At 64.3% G+C, this 21,767-nt stretch carries 21 protein-coding genes; 15 read left to right on the top strand and 6 right to left on the bottom strand.

Features of this window, described 5'->3' with window-relative positions:
* Positions 1–11 precede the first annotated feature (11 nt).
* Entirely contained in the window at positions 12–3,158 is a 3,147-nt protein-coding gene (locus E4S58_RS04290; protein WP_136635831.1) for a valine--tRNA ligase, read from the top strand.
* Between the two features lie 72 nt (positions 3,159–3,230).
* Here E4S58_RS04290 and E4S58_RS04285 read toward each other — a convergent pair whose 3' ends face one another.
* From E4S58_RS04285 to E4S58_RS04270, 4 genes are all read right to left on the bottom strand, one after another.
* A complete protein-coding gene (locus tag E4S58_RS04285; protein WP_136635058.1) occupies positions 3,231–4,433 on the bottom strand; it encodes a multidrug effflux MFS transporter in 1,203 nt (400 codons plus the stop codon).
* An 87-nt stretch (positions 4,434–4,520) separates the two neighbouring features.
* Positions 4,521–4,748 carry a DUF2842 domain-containing protein gene (locus tag E4S58_RS04280; RefSeq protein ID WP_136635057.1) on the bottom strand — a complete coding sequence of 76 codons (228 nt, stop codon included), beginning with the start codon at positions 4,746–4,748 and terminating at the stop codon, positions 4,521–4,523.
* Between the two features lie 95 nt (positions 4,749–4,843).
* Complete coding sequence (gene gph / locus E4S58_RS04275) at positions 4,844–5,485, bottom strand: phosphoglycolate phosphatase (protein ID WP_136635056.1); 642 nt, start codon at positions 5,483–5,485, stop codon at positions 4,844–4,846.
* A gap of 88 nt (positions 5,486–5,573) precedes the next feature.
* Positions 5,574–6,869 (bottom strand): adenylosuccinate synthase, encoded by a 1,296-nt coding sequence (locus E4S58_RS04270; protein ID WP_136635055.1) that lies wholly within the window; start codon positions 6,867–6,869, stop codon positions 5,574–5,576.
* 176 nt (positions 6,870–7,045) lie between these two features.
* On the opposite strand from E4S58_RS04270, the gene E4S58_RS04265 reads away from it, so the two are divergent.
* The 3 genes from E4S58_RS04265 to E4S58_RS04255 all read left to right on the top strand — a co-directional run bounded on the left by E4S58_RS04265 (position 7,046) and on the right by E4S58_RS04255 (position 9,730).
* A complete protein-coding gene (locus E4S58_RS04265) occupies positions 7,046–7,441 on the top strand; it encodes a DUF6524 family protein (RefSeq protein ID WP_136635054.1) in 396 nt (131 codons plus the stop codon).
* 113 nt (positions 7,442–7,554) lie between these two features.
* Positions 7,555–7,917, top strand: coding sequence for a preprotein translocase subunit SecG (gene secG, locus E4S58_RS04260; protein WP_136635053.1), 363 nt, complete (start codon positions 7,555–7,557; stop codon positions 7,915–7,917).
* Between the two features lie 169 nt (positions 7,918–8,086).
* Positions 8,087–9,730 (top strand): CTP synthase, encoded by a 1,644-nt coding sequence (locus E4S58_RS04255; RefSeq protein WP_136635052.1) that lies wholly within the window; start codon positions 8,087–8,089, stop codon positions 9,728–9,730.
* Positions 9,731–9,736: 6 nt separating this feature from the next.
* Here E4S58_RS04255 and E4S58_RS04250 read toward each other — a convergent pair whose 3' ends face one another.
* Entirely contained in the window at positions 9,737–9,952 is a 216-nt protein-coding gene (locus E4S58_RS04250) for a hypothetical protein (protein ID WP_136635051.1), read from the bottom strand.
* Positions 9,953–10,214: 262 nt separating this feature from the next.
* Here E4S58_RS04250 and ppk2 point away from each other — a divergent pair, with 262 nt between their 5' ends.
* Entirely contained in the window at positions 10,215–11,132 is a 918-nt protein-coding gene (gene ppk2 / locus E4S58_RS04245) for a polyphosphate kinase 2 (protein ID WP_136635050.1), read from the top strand.
* A gap of 346 nt (positions 11,133–11,478) precedes the next feature.
* On the opposite strand, the gene E4S58_RS04240 is transcribed toward ppk2, so the two are convergent.
* Positions 11,479–12,018, bottom strand: coding sequence for a hypothetical protein (locus E4S58_RS04240; protein ID WP_169052590.1), 540 nt, complete (start codon positions 12,016–12,018; stop codon positions 11,479–11,481).
* Positions 12,019–12,247: 229 nt separating this feature from the next.
* Here E4S58_RS04240 and E4S58_RS04235 point away from each other — a divergent pair, with 229 nt between their 5' ends.
* The 10 genes from E4S58_RS04235 to E4S58_RS04190 all read left to right on the top strand — a co-directional run bounded on the left by E4S58_RS04235 (position 12,248) and on the right by E4S58_RS04190 (position 21,700).
* Positions 12,248–12,685: a tellurite resistance TerB family protein gene (locus E4S58_RS04235; RefSeq protein WP_136635048.1), complete on the top strand. Its 438-nt coding sequence runs from the start codon at positions 12,248–12,250 to the stop codon at positions 12,683–12,685.
* Positions 12,682–13,434, top strand: coding sequence for a phosphate/phosphite/phosphonate ABC transporter substrate-binding protein (locus E4S58_RS04230; protein WP_136635047.1), 753 nt, complete (start codon positions 12,682–12,684; stop codon positions 13,432–13,434). The genes E4S58_RS04235 and E4S58_RS04230 overlap by 4 nt, the downstream gene beginning before the upstream one ends.
* 163 nt (positions 13,435–13,597) lie before the next feature.
* A complete protein-coding gene (locus E4S58_RS04225) occupies positions 13,598–14,320 on the top strand; it encodes an ABC transporter ATP-binding protein (protein ID WP_136635830.1) in 723 nt (240 codons plus the stop codon).
* Positions 14,321–14,471: 151 nt separating this feature from the next.
* Complete coding sequence (locus E4S58_RS04220) at positions 14,472–15,206, top strand: transporter substrate-binding domain-containing protein (protein WP_136635046.1); 735 nt, start codon at positions 14,472–14,474, stop codon at positions 15,204–15,206.
* Positions 15,207–15,251: 45 nt separating this feature from the next.
* Positions 15,252–16,127, top strand: coding sequence for an ABC transporter permease (locus E4S58_RS04215; RefSeq protein WP_136635045.1), 876 nt, complete (start codon positions 15,252–15,254; stop codon positions 16,125–16,127).
* Complete coding sequence (locus E4S58_RS04210) at positions 16,124–16,963, top strand: ABC transporter permease (RefSeq protein ID WP_136635044.1); 840 nt, start codon at positions 16,124–16,126, stop codon at positions 16,961–16,963. Before E4S58_RS04215 ends, E4S58_RS04210 begins: the two co-directional genes overlap by 4 nt.
* A 3-nt stretch (positions 16,964–16,966) precedes the next feature.
* Positions 16,967–18,283 (top strand): glutamine synthetase family protein, encoded by a 1,317-nt coding sequence (locus E4S58_RS04205; protein WP_136635043.1) that lies wholly within the window; start codon positions 16,967–16,969, stop codon positions 18,281–18,283.
* A 64-nt stretch (positions 18,284–18,347) separates the two neighbouring features.
* Positions 18,348–19,025, top strand: coding sequence for a type 1 glutamine amidotransferase (locus E4S58_RS04200; protein WP_136635042.1), 678 nt, complete (start codon positions 18,348–18,350; stop codon positions 19,023–19,025).
* Positions 19,022–20,383 (top strand): glutamine synthetase family protein, encoded by a 1,362-nt coding sequence (locus tag E4S58_RS04195; protein ID WP_136635041.1) that lies wholly within the window; start codon positions 19,022–19,024, stop codon positions 20,381–20,383. The genes E4S58_RS04200 and E4S58_RS04195 overlap by 4 nt, the downstream gene beginning before the upstream one ends.
* Before the next feature lie 12 nt (positions 20,384–20,395).
* Entirely contained in the window at positions 20,396–21,700 is a 1,305-nt protein-coding gene (locus E4S58_RS04190; RefSeq protein WP_136635040.1) for an NAD(P)/FAD-dependent oxidoreductase, read from the top strand.
* Positions 21,701–21,767: the final 67 nt, after the last annotated feature.

Raw genomic sequence — 21,767 nt, 5'->3', positions numbered from 1 at the left:
AGGCGACGATCATGGCGATGGACAAGACCTTCAACGCGGCCGAGGCCGAAGACCGCATCTACAAGACGTGGGAAGAGAGCGGGGCCTTCAAGGCCGGCGCCAATGCCTCGCGCACGGATGCCTTTTCGATCATGATCCCGCCGCCGAACGTGACAGGATCGCTGCATGTCGGGCACGCCTTCAATAATACGCTGCAGGACATCCTGATCCGGTGGAAACGCATGCAGGGCTACGACACGCTGTGGCAGCCGGGGACAGACCACGCGGGCATCGCGACGCAACTGGTGACTGAACGCGAGATGGCCGCGAACGGCGAACCCTCGCGCCGCGAGATGGGCCGCGAAGCCTTTATCGAACGCGTCTGGCAGCAGAAGGTGAAGACGCGCGGCACGATCATCGGCCAGCTGAAACGCCTTGGCGCCTCGGCCGACTGGTCGCGCGAAGCCTTCACCATGGGCGGCGCGGCGGGCGATCCGGACCGCGACACGGTGACGGCGAATTTCCATGATGCCGTCATCAAGGTCTTTGTCGACATGTTCGACAAGGGGCTGATCTATCGCGGCAAGCGGCTGGTGAACTGGGACCCGCACTTTGAGACCGCGATTTCGGACCTTGAGGTCGAAAACGTCGAAGTCGCCGGGCACATGTGGCACTTCAAGTACCCGCTGGCCGGTGGCGAGACCTATGAATACGTCGAGAAGGACGAAGACGGCAACGTCACCCTGCGCGAGACACGCGACTATATCTCGATCGCGACGACGCGGCCCGAGACGATGCTGGGCGATGGCGCGGTCGCGGTGCATCCGTCGGACGAACGCTATGCGCCGATCGTCGGCAAGCTGTGCGAAATCCCGGTCGGGCCCAAGGAACACCGCCGCCTGATCCCGATCATCACCGACGAATACCCGGACAAGAATTTCGGTTCGGGCGCAGTGAAGATCACCGGCGCGCATGACTTCAACGACTATGGCGTGGCGCAGCGCGGGGGCATCCCCCTCTATCGCCTGATGGACACGACCGCGCACATGCGCGACGACGGCGACGACTATGCCACCTGTGCCGCCCGTGCGCAGGCGATCGCCAACGGGGACGCGTTCACCGAGGCCGAGGTCGACACGCTGAACCTGGTGCCCGATCACCTGCGCGGCCTCGACCGGATGGAGGCGCGGGCCCGCGTGGTTGAAGAGATCACCACCGAAGGCCTGGCCGTGACCACCCGCGCCGATGACGTGCGACTGGGCAAGGCGGCGCTGAAACCCGACGCGGAAGGCGCGGCGCTGCAGGTGCCCCTGGTCGAGGCCAAGGCGATCATGCAGCCTTTCGGCGACCGGTCGAAGGTCGTGATCGAACCGATGCTGACGGACCAGTGGTTCGTGGATGCCGAAAAGATCGTCGGCCCCGCGTTGGATGCCGTCAGAAACGGCGATGTGCGGATCATGCCCGAGAGCGGCGAGAAGACCTATTATCATTGGCTGGAAAACATCGAACCCTGGTGCATCTCGCGCCAGCTGTGGTGGGGGCACCAGATCCCCGTCTGGTACGGGTTCGACCTGGCGCGCGAAGGCTTCCATGACGACGAGGCCGACGGCGCGCTCGACATGGTGGAAATCACCCGCCTGCTTTCGGACCAGCACCTGCTGCGCGGCGAGGAACACCTGCATTGCGCGCATGACTTCGACACGGTGAAGGCCAAGTTCGACGACGTGCTGTTCAACCTGCCGACGCCCCTGTCCCACGCCCGCGTGGTCGAGGTCGCAGACCGCGCCACCGCGCGCGAAACGCTGGCGCAGGCGCTTGCCACCTACACCACGACGCAGAACCCGACCGACCTGGTCTACCCGGTCTGGCGCGATCAGGACGTTCTGGACACCTGGTTCTCGTCGGGGCTCTGGCCGATCGGCACGCTTGGCTGGCCCGACCAGACCGAGGCGCTGGCGAAATACTTCCCGACCTCGGTGCTGGTGACCGGGCAGGACATCCTGTTCTTCTGGGTCGCGAGGATGATGATGATGCAGCTGGCCGTGGTCGACCAGAAGCCGTTCTCGGACGTCTACCTGCACGGGCTGGTGCGTGACGCGAAGGGCAAGAAGATGTCCAAGACCGTCGGCAATGTCATCGACCCGCTTGAGATCATCGACGAATACGGCGCCGATGCGCTGCGGTTTGCCAATGCCGCGATGGCCTCGCTTGGTGGGGTGCTGAAGCTGGATGCGCAGCGGATCGCGGGCTATCGGAACTTCGGCACCAAGCTGTGGAACGCCACCCGCTTTGCCGAGATGAACGGCGTCTATGACCACGGGGCTCCGGGGTCGGATGTGCCCGAGGCCGTGGCCACCGTGAACCGCTGGATCCTTGGGGAAACCGCCCGGGTGCGCGAAACCGTGGATGCGGCGCTGGCCGCCTATCGTTTCGATGACGCGGCCTCGGCGCTTTACCGGTTCGTCTGGGGCAAGGTCTGCGACTGGTACGTCGAATTCGCCAAGCCCCTGCTGGCCGAGGACGCCGCTGAGCGCGCCGAGACGCAGCGCGTCATGGGCTGGGTGCTGGATCAGTGCATGATCCTGCTGCATCCGATCATGCCCTTCATCACAGAAGAGCTGTGGTCGGCGACCGGATCGCGGCCGAAGATGCTGATCCACGCCGACTGGCCGGTCTATGGCGCCGATCTGATCGACGCAGAGGCGGATCACGAGATGAACTGGGCGATCAGCCTGATCGAGGACATCCGGTCGGTGCGGGCGCAGATGCACGTCCCCGCGGGCTTGCACGTTCCGCTGGTCGTCAGCGACTGGGGCGAGCCGCAACAGGGGGCCTGGGCGCGCAACGAGCCGCTGATCAAGCGGCTGGCGCGGGTCGACAGCCTGACCTGGGTGGAAACCTTCCCCAAGGGCACGGTGACCATCGCGGCCGAGGGCGCGACCTTTGGTCTGCCGCTGGCCGACGTCATTGACGTGGCGCAGGAGCGGGAGCGGCTGGAAAAGTCGCTGGCCAAGCTGGGCAAGGAGATCGGCGGGCTGGAAGGTCGGCTGAACAACCCCAAGTTCGCCGAAAGCGCCCCCGAGGAGATCGTGGCGGAAGCCCGCGACAACCTGGCCGCGCGCAAGGACGAGGAAGCCAAGCTGAAGGCCGCCCTCGCACGGATGGCGGAACTGGGCTGACGCTTCGGGCCGGGATGGGGGCGCTGCCCCCGTCCTGCGGACTCCCCCGAGGTATTTGGGACCAGAAGAAGATCAGGCGCCGCGCGCGCGGGCCTCGGCCTGGTCGATGGCGCGGACGGACAGGGCCGCCACAAGGCCAATGACACTGGCGGCGCACATCAGCACCGGCAGGACAAGCGCGCCGTTTTCCGCACTGACCAACGCGCCGCCAAGCGTCGTGCCGAACGCCCCGACAAAGACGATCAGCGCCGACGAAAACCCCGAGGCGCTGCCGGCGATATGCGGCCTGACCGACATCGACCCGGTGTTGGCATTGGGGGTGGTCATGCCGTTGCCCATCCCCGACAGGATCATCGCCCCGAAAAACAGCGGAAGCGAGACATGACCCGCCGCGATGGCAAGGGCCGGCAGGCCCAGCCCGGCGACCGCCAGCAGCCGGCCCGCGATCATCATGGTCGACAGCTGATAGCGGTGCGACATCCGGCTTGAGATGCCCGAGCCCAGGATGAAGCCCAGGGTGATCGTGCCCATGTAGACGCCCAGTTCGGCCGATCCCATGTCGAAGGTCGCGGCCACGACGAGCGGTGCGCCGGCAACGAAGATGTGGAAGGTCGCGACCGAGAAGGCTGCGCAGAGGGCATAGCCCCAGAAGCGTCTTGATCGCAGAAGTTCGGGGTATTCGCGGAACTGCGCGCCGAAGGTGGCGGATTTCTTCAGATGCGTTTCGCCAAGGTCGAACCAGCACAGGATGAACAGCGTGGCCCCCGCCGACGCATAGAGGACAAAGTTTGCCCGCCAGCCAAAGACGGTGTCCAGCACGCCGCCAAGGGCCGGTCCCAGCATCGGGGCAATGGCCATGATCATGGCCACGGTGGCGATCTTGGTCGCGGCTTCGCGTTCCTCGAACTGGTCGCGGATGACGGCGCGCGACAGCGCCAGCCCGGTGGCCGAGGCGCATTGGAACAGACGCCCGGCCAGGAAGACCGCGAAGTTTTCGGTCAGGGCACAAACCAGCGAGGCCAGGGTGAAGATCGCCATGCCGGTCAGGATCACCGGGCGGCGGCCATAGCGGTCGGACAGCGGGCCGAAGATCAACTGCGCGAAGCCGGTGATCAGAAGATATCCCCCCACGGCCAGGCTCATCACGGCATAGGAGACGCCGAAATCCTCGGCCATGTGGGGCAGCGAGGGCAGGAACATGTTGAGCGTGAGGACCGAGTTTCCCGTCAGAAGGATGAGGGTCCAGAGGTGCGGCGGCGATGTGGCGGGGCGCATGAATGAGGGTCCGAGCTTGGTCGGCGCATCTGACAGGCCAAGTCCCTGAAAGGCAATCGGTTGGGATGAAATACCGGGCCTGCGCGGTCAGTCCTGATCGGGCGCGTCGGGGTCGGCCTTGCCCACCCCCTTGAACACCGCGCGCAGCGGGATCGCCCAGGCCACGCCCAGCAGCGTGTAGATCAGCAGTTCGACCAGGATGCTCGGCCGGTCGAACAGCGCCACGACATTCACCGCGATGATGATATAGAGCGGCAGGCCGATCACCAGGATGATCAGGGACCAGCGTCGCCGTGCCTTGTAACTGAGCGCCATCTGCCTCTCCTTGCGTGATCCGGGCGTCATCCGGGTCGGGCCGGGTTTCGGGGGGACTTAGCGTGCCGGGTGCCCGTCGGCAAGCATGCGGGCAGTCAGCCCTGCGCCAGAAGGTGCGGCAGATCAGAGAAACTGTCGAACGCCACCAGGTGCGGCAGATCGGCGACGGGCGTTTTGCGGTAGCCTTCGGTGAACAGGAAGAACGGCACCCCGGCGGCCTTGGCGCAGGCGGCGTCGACTTCGCTGTCGCCGACATAGGCGCCGGACGCGCCGATCCGGTCGAAGGCCAGGCGCAGCGGCGCGGGATCGGGTTTGCGCTGCGGCAGGGTATCGCCGCCGATGACGACATCGAAATAGCGGCGCAGGTCCAACGCCTCGAGGATCGCGAAGGTCGGGGCCTCGGGTTTATTGGTGCACAGGCCAAGCGGCGTGGCCGTGGCCTGCAGCGCCTCAAGCGTGTCGCGGACGCCGGGAAACAGGTCGCTGCCGCCGGCGGGATCGGCATCGTAATGCCTGCGGAAGGCCGCCAGAAGCGCGGGTTCGTCGGTGGCTGCGATGCCCGCCGCTTCGGCCACCTGCGCGATCAGGACCGGCACGCCGTGGCCGATGAAGCTGATGACCTTGGGAAGGCTCAGCGCGGGGCGGTCGAAGTCAGCCAGGGCCAGGTTGACGCCTGCGGCGATGCCCGGGGCGCTGTCGATCAGGGTTCCGTCGAGGTCGAAGATCACAGGGCGCATCGGGTCCCCTTTGCGGGTCGGGCTTGGGGGATCAGGCGCGAAAGGCCACGCGATACGAAAACCCCGGCACTTGGCCGGGGTGGTCAGGTCAGTCCGAGAAGGGGTCGGTCACGAGGATCGTGTCGTCCCGTTCCGGGCTGGTCGACAGAAGAGCGACGGGGCAGTCGATCAGCTCTTCCACGCGGCGGACGTACTTGATGGCGTTGGCAGGCAGATCGGCCCAGCTGCGCGCGCCTTCGGTGGATTCGCTCCACCCCGGCATTTCCTCGTAGATCGGCTTGCAGCGGGCTTGCTGGTCGGCGGCAGTCGGCAGGTAATCCAGCCGATCACCATCCAGATCGTAGCCGACGCAGATCTTGAGCGTCTCGAACCCGTCCAGCACGTCCAGCTTGGTCAGGGCGATGCCGGTCATGCCGCTGGTCGCGCAGGTCTGGCGCAGCAGGGCCGCGTCGAACCAGCCGCAGCGGCGCTTGCGGCCCGTGGTGGTGCCGAATTCGTGCCCGCGTTCGCCCAGGCGCTGGCCGTCCTCGTCCAGCAGTTCGGTCGGGAACGGGCCTTCGCCGACCCGCGTGGTGTAGGCCTTCACGATGCCCAGCACATAGGAGATCGCGCCGGGGCCGATGCCCGACCCGGTTGCCGCCTGCCCCGCGATCACGTTCGACGAGGTGACGAAGGGATAGGTCCCGAAATCGATGTCGAGCAGCGAGCCCTGCGCACCTTCGAAAAGGATCCGTTTGCCGGCCTTGCGCTTTTCGTTCAGCACCTTCCAGACCGGCGCGGCGTAGGGCAGGATCTTCGGCGCGATGTCCTTGAGCTGGGCCAGAAGGGCGTCGCGGTCGATCTCGTCGATGCCCAGGCCCCGGCGCAGGGGGTTGTGGTGCTGCAGGGCGCGATCCACGCGCGCCTCAAGCGTGGCTTCGTCGGCCAGGTCGGCGACGCGGATGGACCGGCGGCCCACCTTGTCTTCATAGGCCGGGCCGATGCCGCGGCCGGTGGTGCCGATCTTGGTCCCGGCCGAGGCGGCCTCCTCCCGGGCGCGGTCAAGCTCACCATGGATCGGCAGGATCAGCGGCGTGTTCTCGGCGATCATCAACGTCTCGGCGCTGATCTCGACACCCTGCGCCTGAACCGTTTCGATTTCCTTGATCAGGTGCCAGGGGTCCAGCACGACGCCGTTGCCGATCACCGACATCTTGCCACCGCGCACCACGCCCGAGGGCAGCGCGTGCAGCTTGTAGACCTTGCCGTCGATGACCAGCGTGTGGCCCGCGTTGTGACCGCCCTGAAAGCGCACGACGACGTCGGCCCGTTCGGACAGCCAATCGACGATCTTGCCTTTACCTTCGTCACCCCACTGGGCTCCGACGACGACAACATTGGCCATGGCTTTCCCTCCGGCTCTGTGCAAACGGCGTCCTTGTAGCCAAAGCCCACGGGAACGGAAACCGGAATTTGCGCCCTGCCCCGGCAGATCGCCGCACGACCCTGCGCAAGGCGCTGGACAGGGGCGCCCCGATTGGCCAAGCCTTGGGTCACCCCCGACGCAAGAGCAGAGACACCATGGGATTTCTTCTTCGCTGGCTGATCGCCTTCGTGCTGATCGCGCTCAGCTATAACCCGACCGACTGGAACTATGCCGCCTGGGTGTCGCGGACCTGGCCCGACCAGATGCCGCTGGCGGTGCTGCTGGGCCTGCTTCTGCTGGTGGGCTACATCATCTACCTGCGCGCCACGCTGCGGTCGATCGGGCCGTTTGGCATGGCGCTGGTCGCGGCGGTCTTCGGGGCCCTGATCTGGGTGCTGGTCGACTTCGGAATCGTGCGGCTGACCGACCCCGGGATCAACACCTGGCTGGGCATCCTGGCCCTGTCGCTGGTGCTTGGCATCGGGCTGAGCTGGTCGATCGTGCGGCGAAAGGTCTCTGGTCAGGCGGATGTGGATGACGTCGAGGATTGACGCATTGGCATCCAACCCCCTTGCGGCCCTGCGCCATACATCCTATCTAGCCGCGAAACGTGCGCCGGGATCCCGTCGCGCGCAATGACGCTTAGACCGACAGGCCGCCCCTTATGGAAAACGTTGTCCTTATCATCCACCTGCTTCTTGCCCTTGCGCTGATCGGCGTCGTGCTGCTTCAGCGGTCCGAAGGCGGCGGGCTTGGCATGGGCGGCGGCGGCGGCGCCATGTCGGGCCGCGCGGCGGCGACCGCCCTGTCCAAGGTGACCTGGATCCTGGCGGCTGCGTTCATCGGCACGTCGATCGCGCTGACGATCATCGCGGCCGAGAAATCTGCGGGGGCGTCGGTGCTTGACCGGCTGACCCCATCGGCGGCACCGGTCGAGACGGAAGACGCCCCGGCCCTGCCCGGCGGCGGATCGCTTCTGCCCCCGGCTCCGGCCGAGGGTGGCAGCCTGACGCCGTCCGCCGACTGATCCACCACCCCTTGCGGGCGGCCCTGCCGCCCCAACATCATCTTGCGGCACGGATGGACTCTGGGCCGCGAATCTGTTAGGTCTTAAATCCCGTGAGATGTGCTCCGAAAGGAGCCATTTTCTTAGGATTTGCGATCTTACGCACAAGACTTCACGGGAGCCTTCGACCATGGCGCGGTATATTTTCATCACGGGCGGCGTTGTGTCGTCCCTTGGTAAAGGCTTGGCTTCCGCAGCCCTCGGGGCGCTGCTGCAGGCGCGGGGCTATTCGGTCCGCCTGCGCAAGCTCGACCCCTACCTGAACGTCGATCCGGGCACGATGTCGCCGTTCGAACATGGCGAGGTCTTCGTGACCGACGACGGCGCTGAAACCGACCTCGACCTGGGCCACTACGAACGGTTCACCGGCGTCGCGGCGCGGATGACCGACTCGATCTCCTCCGGCCGGGTCTATTCCAACGTGCTCGAGAAAGAGCGGCGCGGCGACTACCTGGGCAAGACGATCCAGGTCATTCCGCACGTGACCAACGAAATCAAGGACTTCATCAATATCGGCGATGATGAGGTCGACTTCATGCTGTGCGAGATCGGCGGCACCGTCGGCGATATCGAAGGCCTGCCCTTTTTTGAGGCCATCCGCCAGTTCGCGCAGGACAAGCCGCGCGGCCAGTGCATCTTCATGCACCTGACGCTGCTGCCCTGGCTGGCGGCAAGCGGTGAGCTGAAGACCAAGCCGACGCAGCATTCGGTCAAGGAATTGCGCTCCATCGGCCTGCAGCCGGATATCCTGGTCTGCCGGTCCGAACAGCCGATCCCCGAGAAAGAGCGTGAGAAGCTGGCACTTTTCTGCAACGTCCGGCCCGAGTCGGTGATCGCCGCCTATGACCTCAAGTCGATCTACGAGGCCCCGCTGGCCTATCACCGCGAAGGCCTGGACCAGGCAGTTCTGGACGCCTTCCAGATCGCCCCTGCCCCGCGCCCCGATCTGACGGTCTGGCAGGACGTCTACGACCGCATCCATAACACCGATGGTGAAGTCAGCGTGGCCGTTGTCGGCAAGTACACGCAGCTTGAGGACGCCTACAAGTCGATCAAAGAGGCGCTGGTGCATGGCGGGATGGCCAACCGCATCCGTGTGAACGTCGAATGGGTCGATGCCGAGGTCTTCGACAAGAAGGACGCGGCCCCTTATCTGGAAGGCTATCACGCCATCCTGGTGCCCGGCGGGTTCGGCGAACGCGGCACCGAAGGGAAGATCAAGGCGGCCCAGTTCGCCCGCGAACGGAAAATCCCGTACCTGGGGATATGTCTGGGGATGCAGATGGCCGTCATCGAGAGCGCGCGCAATGTCGCGGGGCTGGAAAAGGCCGGGTCGGAGGAGTTCGACCACGAGGCCGGCGGCAAGCGGTTCGAACCGGTTGTCTACCACCTCAAGGAATGGGTGCAGGGCAATCACCAGGTGCGCCGCAAGGTCGGTGACGACAAGGGCGGCACGATGCGCCTTGGGGCCTATACCGCGACCCTGGCCGAAGGGTCCAAGGTGGCCGAGGTCTATGGCGCAACCCAGATCGAGGAACGGCACCGTCACCGCTATGAGGTCGACGTCGCCTATCGGGACAAGCTGGAAGAAAACGGCCTGCGGTTCTCGGGGATGTCGCCGGACGGCCGTCTGCCCGAAATCGTCGAGGTCAAGGATCACCCGTGGTTCATCGGCGTCCAGTTCCATCCGGAACTGAAGTCAAAACCCTTTGATCCGCATCCCCTTTTTGCCGATTTCGTCCGTGCGGCGAAGGATGTGTCACGACTGGTCTGACAGGGGTCAGGCGTCCGGATCCTGATCGGACGCCGGGTCTCCGCCCATGCGCCGAGCCTCTGCGATGAGGTTTGAGAGCGAGGACACGCGCCTGCGGATCCGGTAAAGCTCGGCCTTCAGGGCGTCACAGTCCTCGCGGCTGCTGCGCCAGGCTGCCGCGGCATCCTGGGCATGTGCAACACTAAGCACGTGCAGACTTTCGACCGCCGAAGCGCGTGTCATGACACGATCCTTCAAATCGTCCCGCACTGCGCCAACACCTTGGCGTGTCGCAAATGTCGAACGTGTTGCGTCAGTCGGCATGGTCAGCGCAGGCTCCGTCTTGATCCGACGGAGGAAACTAGGTCAACTTTTCAGAAGGAACAGACGCCAACTGGCATCACAGCGTCTCGGCGTCCGTCCGATTGCCGTTACAATTCTGTGCTCTAAGCCAGAAACCCCCTGCCAGACCCGGCAGGGGCAGACTGACAGGAACGAGGCCGACATGTCCCCCGACGATTTCAAGGATGCCGAAGACTGGCTCGAGGCCGAGCTGATGGATGCGCTCGACGAGGAATACGAGCTCGAGATGGAAGACGCCGTCCTGTCGATGAAAATCAGGGAAATCTATCGCAAGGCCCATGGCCCCAGCATCCCCCGCGCCGATTACTTTCGCACCCTGCTGCGACTTCAGGCCGAACTGATCAAGCTGCAGGACTGGGTCGTCGCCAACAACGAAAAGGTCGTGGTGATCTTCGAGGGGCGCGACAGTGCCGGCAAGGGAGGCGTCATCAAGAGAATCACTCAGCGGTTGAACCCCCGCGTCGTGCGTACGGTCGCCCTGCCCGCCCCGACCGAGCGCGAAAAGTCACAGTGGTACTTCCAACGCTACGTCCCGCATCTGCCCGCGGGTGGGGAAATCGTGCTGTTCGACCGCTCGTGGTACAACCGCGCCGGGGTTGAACGCGTGATGGGCTTTGCCGACGAGGACCAGGTGGAACAGTTCTTCCAGGACGTTCCCGAATTTGAACGCATGCTGGTCCGGTCGGGAATCCGCCTGGTGAAGTACTGGTTCTCGGTCACCGACGAAGAGCAGCAGCTGCGCTTCCTGATCCGCATCCACGACCCGCTGAAACAGTGGAAACTGTCCCCTATGGACCTGCAATCGCGGATCAGGTGGGAGGATTACACCCGCGCCAAGGAAGAGATGCTTGAGCGGACGAACATTGAAGAGGCCCCTTGGTATATCGTACCGGGGAACGACAAGAAGCGCGCGCGGCTGAACTGCATCGACCATCTGCTGACGCGGTTCCCCTACGAAGAGGTGGAGGGAGACGAGATCTCCTTGCCGGACCGCGTGCACAACAGCGACTACGAACGGCACGTGCTGCCGCCGGAATTGTACGTTCCGTCAAAGTATTAGGGGTTTCGGGGCTGCGGAGCGTGCTGGGCCAGGCGGGGCTCGGGGGCGTCGCTCAAACCGGGTGCCTTCGGTGGCGGTGATGCCCGTACCCTGCCCAACTGAGGGTCGCCTTCAGTGCAAAAAGTTTAGATAGCGCGTTGGTCTATCAGTTCCCAAACAGGCAAAGACGGCTGGGACGAGCACGCAAGCGCTGGTGCGTTGCACAGCTGCGACAGGCCAGCGCTAAGGCCACGTCGGCGAATTCTGGCAATATCTCAGACCCCGGAACAATTTCAGACGTTCCGGTCGCGGTCACAATCCGACTAGATCCCGCGGCGCGGGATCGGACCGGACAATGCAGTAAAGATCAGGTGCGCGAGGCGACGAAGAGCGGTGTGAACAGCCCCTGGATCAGGCCCGGGCGCGATGCGATGCGACCGACGCGGGGCGACGACGGCTTGTCTGCCAGCATCGGCGACAGGATCGACGGATCGAAGTTCCAGCGTGCCTTGCGTCCGGCTTCCATATTCTCGCTCTGGCGTTTGATCCAGTCGGCGACGAGCGCAGGGTTTTCCATGCGGCGCGATGCGATCGGGATGTAGAAACCGCAGTTGATCCGCTGGCACAGCACGTCGATGACCGAACACCGGGCCCGCAGATCATCTGACAGGGCATCTTTCGGCAGCAGGTTGTAGCGGCGCGGCGAGAAGGCGAAGAACAGCGTCAGGGCGGTGCCCAGGTCGAGTTCCTGCCGGGCGGCGACCCAACGCAGGACCGAGATGTCCAGTTCAGTGGGGTCAAGGCGGCGCACGAAGGTGCACAGCATGTCGGGTTTGAGCTTTTTGAGAAGCGAGATCTGACGCTCCGGCGCCAGTGTGGTCCAATCTTTCTGCACGATGGCCAGCATGTTCCTATTCCCTCTCCGGGGTTTTTGTTTGCCGACGACAGTGGTGTCGTTGGTCCGACCGTTACATCGAAATAAGGCGAAACTTTGTCACGCAACCAAAAGTAGAGTAACAAAATCCACTTTTTGTCGACAGTTTGCACAAAAACGCGTCGCCCTCCTGAATTCCGCTGTGTTCACAAGGATGTCGGGACTTATTGGCCTTCCTTGCGAGTCCGATTATATCGAGAGAATGATTGCAGATCTCTTAACGCGCCTGATCCGGCCGCAGCCTGATCCCCTGTCCGACACCGACGCCCGCCTGGCGCTGGTGGCCCTTCTGGTGCGGATCGCGCGCAGCGACGGGCATTTCGATACGGCCGAGCGCAAGGTGATCCTTCAGATCGCCGCCGAACGCTATGGACTTGGCACCGGCGAGGCCGCCGCACTGGTGACCGATGCCGAAGAAATCGAAGCGCAGGCGCCCGACACCGTGCGTTTCACCCGCGCCATCAAGGACGCGGTCGCCTATGAGGACCGCCTTGGCGTGATCGAGGCGATGTGGTCCGTCGTCTTGGCCGATGGCACCCGCGATCCCGAGGAAGACGCGCTTCTGCGCCTGGCCGCGTCGCTGCTGGGCGTGACCGACCAGGACAGCAACGCCATGCGGATCAAGGTGGCCTCACGGTGATTGCCAGCCTTCCGATGTACGACTGGCCTGAGGTGCAACCGGCCTCTGACCGGCTGTGGGCCTCTGTCGCCAGCACACTCGCCGAAGCCGGGACAGACGCGCCCAAGGTGTTGAAACGGGACGGGGATCTCTGGTCACACTGGCTGGCGCCCGACCTGCTGCTGTCGCAGACCTGCGGCCTGCCCTACAGTCGGCAGTTAAAGGGCAAGGTGAGCAAGGTCGGCAGCCCGGACTACGGGCTGGAGGGCTGTCCGCCGGGGTATTATGCCTCGAAGATCGTGGTGCGCCCCGAACACGCCGGGGTTATGCCCAAGGACTGGGCCGACTTGCGACTGGTGATCAATGAAGACAGTTCGCAATCCGGGTTCGGCGCGATCATGAACCACGCCGCGAAGCTTGGGGCGCGCTTTGCCTCGGTGACGGCTTCGGGCGCGCATCGCAAATCGGCGCAGATGGTCGCAGAAGGGGCGGCGGATATCGCCGCGATCGATGCCCACAGCTTCCGCATGGCCTTGGCCTATGACGGATGGGCCCGCGATCTCGTGGTGATCGGCCAGACCGACCCGACCCCGGCGACGCCCTTTATCACCGCCGGTGACCGGACGGACGAAGAGGTCGCCCAGCTGCGCCATGCGCTTGAGGCCGCTGTCGCCGGGATGACCGAAGACGATCGTGCCGTCCTGCACCTGTACGGCGTCGTCGACGTGCCCGACGCGGCCTACCATGCGGTGCCCGTGCCGACCCTCTGACCCCTCGTCACGCTGAAAAATCGGGCAAATCCGGCCTTCTACCCTTACGAGGGCGTTGCAATCATGCGCCGTTTGCGTCCTACTTGGCCGACCCAGCAGGAGAGACCCCGGTTTGCAGACCCCGCCCGTCATCGAAATCCGCGACATTCACAAAAGCTATGGCATGCTCGAGGTCCTCAAGGGCGTGTCGATCACGGCCCGGCAAGGCGAAGTCGTATCGCTGATCGGATCGTCGGGGTCGGGCAAGTCCACACTGCTGCGCTGTGCAAACCTTCTGGAAGACAGCCAGCAGGGCGACATCCTGTTCAAGGGCGAGGCCGTGCACTGGCGCGGAACGGGCATGGCGCGGCGTCCGGGCGACGCCAACCAGGTGCTGCGGATCCGGACGAACCTGTCGATGGTGTTCCAGCAGTTCAACCTGTGGTCGCACATGACCATCCTGCAGAACGTGATGGAGGCCCCGGTGACCGTGCTGGGCCGCGACCGGTCCGAGGTCGAGGCCAAGGCGCGCGAATACCTCGACAAGGTCGGTATCGGCGACAAGGCCGACGCCTGGCCCGCACAATTGTCAGGCGGTCAGCAGCAGCGTGCCGCCATCGCGCGGGCGCTGTGCATGGAGCCCGAGGCGCTTCTGTTCGACGAACCGACTTCGGCGCTGGATCCCGAGCTGGAACAGGAAGTGGTCAAGGTGATCCGCGATCTGGCCAACGAGGGCCGCACCATGATCATCGTGACCCACGACATGCGCCTGGCGGCCGATCTGTCGGATCAGGTGGTCTTCCTGCATCAGGGGCTGATCGAGGAACAGGGCGCGCCGGATCAGCTGTTCGGCAACCCCTCGTCCGAGCGGCTCAAACAGTTTCTGTCGGCAACCGCCACGGCATGACCGTGGGCTGCCCTTCATTGAAGCCTGACGTATCGTCAGCGGCAAAGATGCGCAAAATTCGGGCGATAGCCTCTTGTCACAGCGGAAATACGTGACAAGGCTGTCAGATCATAAGCGGCACAAACCCGCCGCACCAACAGGGAGTCAAAATATGAAGACACTCATCCTTTCCGCCGCAGCCGTCGCACTGTCGGCCGGCATGGGCATGGCCGAAAGCCACGCGAAGACGGTTCGCCTGGGCACCGAAGGCGCCTACGCCCCGTTCAACTTCATCAACGACAAAGGTGAAGTCGACGGGTTCGAGCGCGAACTGGGCGACGAGCTGTGCAAGCGCGCCGAGCTGACCTGCGAATGGGTCACCAACGACTGGGATTCGATCATCCCGAACCTCGTCTCTGGCAACTACGACGTGATCATCGCGGGCATGTCGATCACCGACGAACGTGACCAGGTCATCGACTTCACCCAGAACTACACCCCGCCGTCGAATTCCGCCTACATGGCGCTGAGCGATGATGTCGACATCATGGGCGGCGTCGTGGCGGCCCAGACCGGCACCATCCAGGCGGCCCACGTCGCCGAAACCGGCGCGACGCTGGTCGAATTCGCGACGCCCGACGAAACCATCGCCGCCGTGAAGAACGGCGAAGCCGATGCGGTCATGGCCGACCTCGACTACCTCAAGCCCTTCGTCGAAGAATCCGCCGGTGAATACACCTTCGTCGGCGATTACGTTCCGCTTGGCGGCGGCGTCGGCATGGGCCTGCGTGAAAGCGATGGCGAACTGCGCGCGAAATTCGACGCGGCCATCCAGTCGATGAAAGACGACGGGACGCTGAACCCGCTGATCATCAAGTGGTTCGGCGAAGACGCCCAGACCTACTAAGCGATCCGGGCGGGGCCATGCTGCCCCGCCCCTTTCCCATCTGACATGTTCGAATACTGCGCCGATCCCAAGACCCTTGAAGGGCTGACCTGGCTGTCGTGTTACCTGACGACAGGCAAGCATTTCCTCTTCTACCAAAGCTTTGTCTTCGTGGTCGTGCTGATGCTGGTGACCGCGCCGATCGCGCTCGCCGTCGGCTTTGCAGGTGCGCTGGCCTCACGGTCGCATGTGGCGCCGGTGCGCTGGCTCGGGGTTGGCTATACCTCGATCGTGCGCGGCGTGCCCGACATCGCCTTCTTCCTCTTCATGCCGCTCGCCCTCGACCAGGGGCTTGAGTGGCTGCGTCACAAGTGGAAATGCCCCGACTGGACCGAGGCCGTCCGGCAGGGCAGTGATTTCGTGGTCTGCGCGCAGGCGAAACTGCCCCTGTCGTCCTCACCGCAGTGGGTACATGAATACTACGGCGTGGCGCTTGGCATGTCGGCCTTTGCCTTCGTCTTCGGGGCCTTCGCGGCCTATGTGCTGGCGGGCGCCATGAACGCCGTGCCGCGCGCGCAGATGGAAACCGCCGAAGCCTATGGCATGACCCGTCGTCAGGCCACCTGGCGGATCCTGGTGCCGCAGATGTGGGTCTATGCCCTGCCCGGCCTGTCCAACCTGTGGCTTATCCTGATCAAGGCGACGCCGCTGCTGTTCCTGCTGGGGATCGAGGACGTGGTCTTCTGGGCGCGCGAACTGGGCGGCCGCAAGACCAACGCCTATGACTACCCGCACCCCGACTGGCGGCTGTGGTATTTCCTGGCGCTGCTGGTCTTCTACCTCGTGCTGACCCGCGTGTCCGAGATCGGCTTTGCCCGTCTGTCGCGCCGCCTGTCGCGCGGTCAGGCCACCATGGCCGGGATGGAGGAGGCACGCACATGAGCTGCATGCAGACCATCGCGGACTACGGTCTTCGGTCCATCGGGATCGGGGAACGGCTGCTGCCGAAGACGGATTTCACCCTGTGCCAGCAGTTCACGCTGATCGGATCGGGCCTGATCTGGAACATCTACTTCGCCATCTTCGCCCTGCTTCTGGGGTTCGGCCTGTCGGTCGGGCTGGCGCTGGCGCGCAACGCGGCCTCGCCCTGGCTGCGCAAGCCGGCGGAATGGTTCATCTTCGTCTTCCGGGGCTCGCCGCTCTTCATCCAGTTCTTCCTGTTCTACGAGGCCTTCACCCTGCTGCCCAAGAACGGGATCGAGCTGAACCTCGGCTTCACCGTGCTGACCGCCGAAACCCGCTGGCTGACCCGTGCCGGCGCAGGGGCGCTGATCGTGCTGTTCCTCAATACCTCGGCCTATGCCGGAGAGATCTTCTATGGCGCGTTGCGGTCCGTCCCCAAGGGCGATCTTGAGGCCGCCGATGCCTATGGCTTCAGCGGCTGGAGCAAGTTCCGCCGCATCACCTTCCCGACGATGCTGCGCCTTGGCTGGCCCGCCTACACGAACGAGTCGATCTTCCTGACCCATGCGACGACGCTGGTCTTCTTCTCGTCCTTCCCGGCGTGGCAGCAGAAGGGCGACGCGCTCTATTACGCCAACTATTTCGCGGACAAGACCTTCAATCCCTTTGTCCCCTACCCGATCCTGGCCTTCTATTTCATCCTGCTGAGCCTCGGGATCATCTTTGCCTATGGCCGGGTCTACCGGCACCTCAACCGGCACCTGCCGCAGGCCACCCGGCCCCGGCTGCGCGTCCGGCCCCAGATGGTTCGTTGAAACATGACCCTTGGAAATATCCGCACGTTCCGTGTCGCCGCTGCTGATCTGAATGGCCAGATGCGGGGCAAGCGCCTGCCCCGGTCCGCCTTCGACAAGCTGGCCGAGGGATCGGTGCGCATGCCCCTGTCGGTGCTGAACGTCGATGTCTGGGGGGCGGATATCAAGGACAGCCCGCTGGTCTTCGACAGCGGCGATGCCGACGGCGTCATGATGCCGACCGAACGCGGCCCGGTGCCGCTGCCCTGGCTGGACACGCCCTCGGCTCTGGTCCCGATGGAGATGTTCCACGACACCGGCATGCCCTTCCTGGGCGATCCCCGCCACGCGCTGCGCGCCGTGCTTGAGCGGTATGCCGAAAAGGGCTGGACCGTGAACGCCGGCATCGAGATGGAGTTCTACCTGGTCGACGACAGCGGCCCGGTGCTGAACCCGCCGGAAAACCCGCAATCGGGGCGTCCGCTGTCGGGCAACGCCATCCTGTCGCTGCGGCAGCTGGATGCCTTCGACGGCTTCATCTCGGCCGTCTACGAGGCCTGCGAGGATATGGATATCCCCGCCCAGTCCACCATTTCCGAAGCCGGGCTTGGCCAGTTCGAGATCGACCTGGAACATCGCGAAGCCCTGCGCGCCGCCGATGATGCCTGGCTGTTCAAGGCCCTGATCAAGGGCATGGCCCGCAAGTTCGACATGGCCGGGACCTTCATGGCCAAACCGCACCTCGACGAGGCCGGCACGGGCATGCATGTCCATTTCTCGGTCATGGACCGGCAGGGCAACAACATCTTCGACAACGGCGGACCCGAAGGCACGGCCTTTCTGCACAACGCCGTGGCAGGCTGCCTCGAGGCGCTGCCGGCCTCGACACTCGTCTTCGCGCCGCACGGGCCCTCCTATGACCGGTTCGTCGAAGACAGCCACGCGCCTACGGGGGCCTGCTGGGCGTATGAAAACCGCACCGCCGCGCTGCGTATTCCCGGGGGCAGCAACAAGGCGCGGCGCATCGAACATCGCGTGGCCGGGGGCGACAACAACCCCTATCTCGCGTTGGCCGCGATCCTGGGCGCCGCGCTGATCGGGATCGAGGACGGCATGGTCGCGCCGCCGCCGATTTCCGGCAACGCCTACGAGCTTGACCTGCCCCAGCTGAAGCCTGACTGGACCTCGGCGATCGCGGCCTTCGAAAAGGATCCGATGATCGCCCGGATCTTCCCCAAGGCCTTGATCAAGAACTATGTTCTGACCAAGCGGCAAGAACAGGAGCGTCTGGCCGAGCTGCCGGTCGAGCAGCACTGGAAGACCTACCTGGAGGCCGTCTGAGGGCCCCCTTGCCGCGCCGCGACGCCTCCTCTACCTTCGGCGCAACCCAAACAACTGGTGACTCATGCTGATCGGCATCCTGCAATGCGGCCATTTCCCTGAAGAACTTCAGGGGGAAACCGGCGATTATGGCGCGCTCTACTCGAATTTTCTTTCCGGCTACGGATTTGACTTCAAAGTCTTTTCCGTCTGCGACGGCATCTTTCCCGACAGCGCGACCGACTGCGATGGCTGGCTGATCTCGGGCTCGAAGTATGGCGCCTACGAGGACCACGCCTGGATCCCCCGGCTCGAAGACCTGATCCGCGCGATCAAGGACGCGGATCGCCCCCTGGTCGGCGTCTGCTTCGGGCACCAGATCATTGCGCAAGCCCTTGGCGGCACTGTGGAGAAATTCGATGGCGGCTGGTCGGTCGGACGCACGATCTATCGCTTCGACGACCGGGAAGAGGCGCTGAACGCCTGGCATCAGGATCAGGTCACCGCCCTGCCCGATGGCGCCCGCGTGCTGGCCTCGTCCGATCGCTGCGCCTATGCGGCGCTAGCCTATGGTAACCGGATCTACACCATTCAGCCCCATCCTGAGTTCGACCGGCGCGAGGTTGCCGGGTTGCTGAAGGTCCGGGGCGCTGCGCTGGACGCCACGGTGCGCGATGGCGCGGCCGCGGCACTCGACATGCCGGTCGACAACAAGACAGAGGCCGACAAGATCGCGGCCCATTTTCAGAGGGCCATGGCATGAGCGAAGACTGGACCGACAAGCTGCCCGACCCGGCGCGCGCCTATCTTGAAGGCCGCCGGCTGGACGAGGTCGAATGCATCATTTCCGACCTGCCCGGCATCGCCCGGGGCAAGGCCGTTCCCGCGACCAAGTTCGCCCGCCAGCAGTTCTTCCACCTGCCCAATTCGATCTTCTTCCAGACGATCACCGGCGACTGGGGCGAAGCGGCAGGGGACGAAGGATTCATCGAACCCGACATGACCCTGCGGCCGGATTATTCGACCGCCACGGCCGCCCCCTGGACCGGCGACTGGACCCTTCAGGTCATCCACGACGCCTATGACCGCAAGGGCAATGCGATCCCCTATTCGCCGCGCAACGTCTTGAAACGCGTGGTGAAACTTTATGAAGATCAGGGATGGAAACCGGTCGTCGCCCCCGAGATGGAATTCTATCTCGTCGCGCGCAACCTTGATCCTGCGAAGCCGATTGAACCGATGATGGGCCGGTCCGGCCGCCCCGCCGCCGCGCGACAGGCCTATTCGATGACGGCGGTCGATGAATTCGGCCCGGTGATCGACGACATCTACGACTTTGCCGAAGCCCAGGGTTTCGAAATCGATGGTATCACCCAAGAGGGCGGCGCGGGCCAGCTTGAGATCAACCTGCGCCATGGAAACCCGGTGCGACTGGCTGATGAAGTCTTCTATTTCAAACGCCTAATCCGCGAAGCTGCCCTGCGTCACGACTGCTTCGCGACCTTCATGGCCAAGCCGATCGGGGATGCCCCGGGCAGCGCGATGCACATCCACCATTCGATCATCGACATGGAAACCGGACGCAACCTGTTCACCGGACCGCAGGGGGGTGAAACGGATGCTTTCTACAGCTTTATCGGGGGCTTGCAGCATCATCTTCCACAAGTGATCCCGCTGCTTGCACCCTATGTTAACTCTTACCGGCGATACGTGAAGGACCATGCCGCGCCGATCAACCTGGAATGGGGCCGCGACAACCGGACGACGGGCATCCGCGTGCCGATCTCCTCTCCTGAGGCGCGGCGCGTCGAAAACCGTGTCGCGGGAATGGACTGCAACCCCTATCTCGGCATCGCGGCGTCCCTCGCGGCGGGCTACCTGGGCCTGATGCGCGAAGAGCGCGCCGAAAAGCAGTTCCGCGGTGACGCCTATGAGGGCGACGGCGACTTCCCCCGTACCCTGGGCGAGGCGCTGGATGCCATGGACGACGCCACCGGCATCGCCGAGGTGCTGGGGGAAGAATTCTGTCGTGTCTATTCCATTGTGAAACGCACAGAATACGAGGAATTTCTTGGCGTTATCAGCCCGTGGGAGCGTGAGCACCTTCTTCTCAACGTCTGATCCGGGGCCGTCATGAACCTGCTGCACTCCAACGATCGCCCCGGTCAGTATCCGCCCAGCTACTACGCCGCGACCGCCACACCTCTGCCGCCCTTTCCGGTCCTCAAGGGCGCAGAGACGGCCGATGTCTGCATCATCGGGGCGGGGTTCACGGGCCTCTCGGCCGCGCTGCATGCCGCCGAGGCCGGCCTGTCGGTGATCTTGGTCGAGGCGCAGCGCGTCGGCTTTGGCGCGTCAGGACGCAACGGCGGACAGCTGGGATCGGGCCAGCGGCAAGACCAGATGACGCTGGAAAAGATGGTCGGGATGGACGACGCGCAGCATTTCTGGAAGCTGGGCGAAGAGGCGAAGGAATTCACCAAGTCCCTGATCTTCAAGCATGACATCGACGTCGGTTTGACGCCTGGCGTGGCCTGGACCGGGTCTTCGCGCTCCGAGGTTCAGCACCTTCACGACTATGCCGCCCATCTGGACGCGCGCTATGGCTATTCGAAGATCGACACGCCCGACGACGCCGACTTTGCCCGCATCATCCCCTCGCCCGCCTACAAGGGCGGCATCATCGACCGGGGCGCGGCGCATCTGCATCCGCTGAAATTCTCGCTCGGGCTGGCCAAGGCGGCCACGTCCGCCGGCGTTAAGATTTTTGAAAGATCCGAGGTCCATCATGTCGTGCGCGGGTCCAAGGTCACGGTTCGGACCGGCGCAGGACAGGTGACGGCGGATCACCTTCTTCTGGCGTGCAACGGCTACCTGGGGACCCTGGATCGCCGGGTGGCCGCCCGGGTGATGCCGATCAACAATTTCATCGCGGCGACCGAACCTCTCGGCCCTGACGCCGCGAAAGTGCTGGGCGAAGATATCGCCGTCGCGGACGACAAGTTCGTGGTGAACTACTATCGCCTCTCCGAAGACGGTCGGCTGCTGTTCGGCGGCGGCGAAAGCTATGGGTATCGCTTCCCCCACGACATCGCCGCAAAGGTGCGTCGCCCGATGACCGAGATCTATCCGCATCTCAGGGATGTGAAGATCGACTACGCTTGGGGCGGCACATTGGCCATCACCATGAAACGGCTGCCTTATTTTGCGCGCTTGGCACCCAATATCCTCACGGCCTCCGGCTATTCCGGGCATGGGCTCGGAACGGCGACACACGCCGGTTATCTCATGGCGCAGGCGATACGCGGCCAGGCCGAGGGCTTCGACGCCATGTCTCGCCTGCCCAACACGCCCTTCCCCGGCGGCGCCGCGCTGCGCACGCCTTTCCTGGTCGCTGCGATGAGCTGGTTCGCCCTGCGTGACCGGCTGGGTATCTGAGGCAAAGCGTCACCCAGATTTCATTTGGCTCGCACAGACGCTTCGTTTAGGTTTCCCGAAAACAAAC

It is taken from the genome of Pseudooceanicola onchidii (assembly GCF_004959925.1).
In the GTDB taxonomy this organism is placed as follows: domain Bacteria; phylum Pseudomonadota; class Alphaproteobacteria; order Rhodobacterales; family Rhodobacteraceae; genus Pseudooceanicola; species Pseudooceanicola onchidii.
The sequence above is the reverse complement of the archived record's forward strand: the minus strand, read 5'-3'. Positions and strand labels throughout refer to the sequence as shown.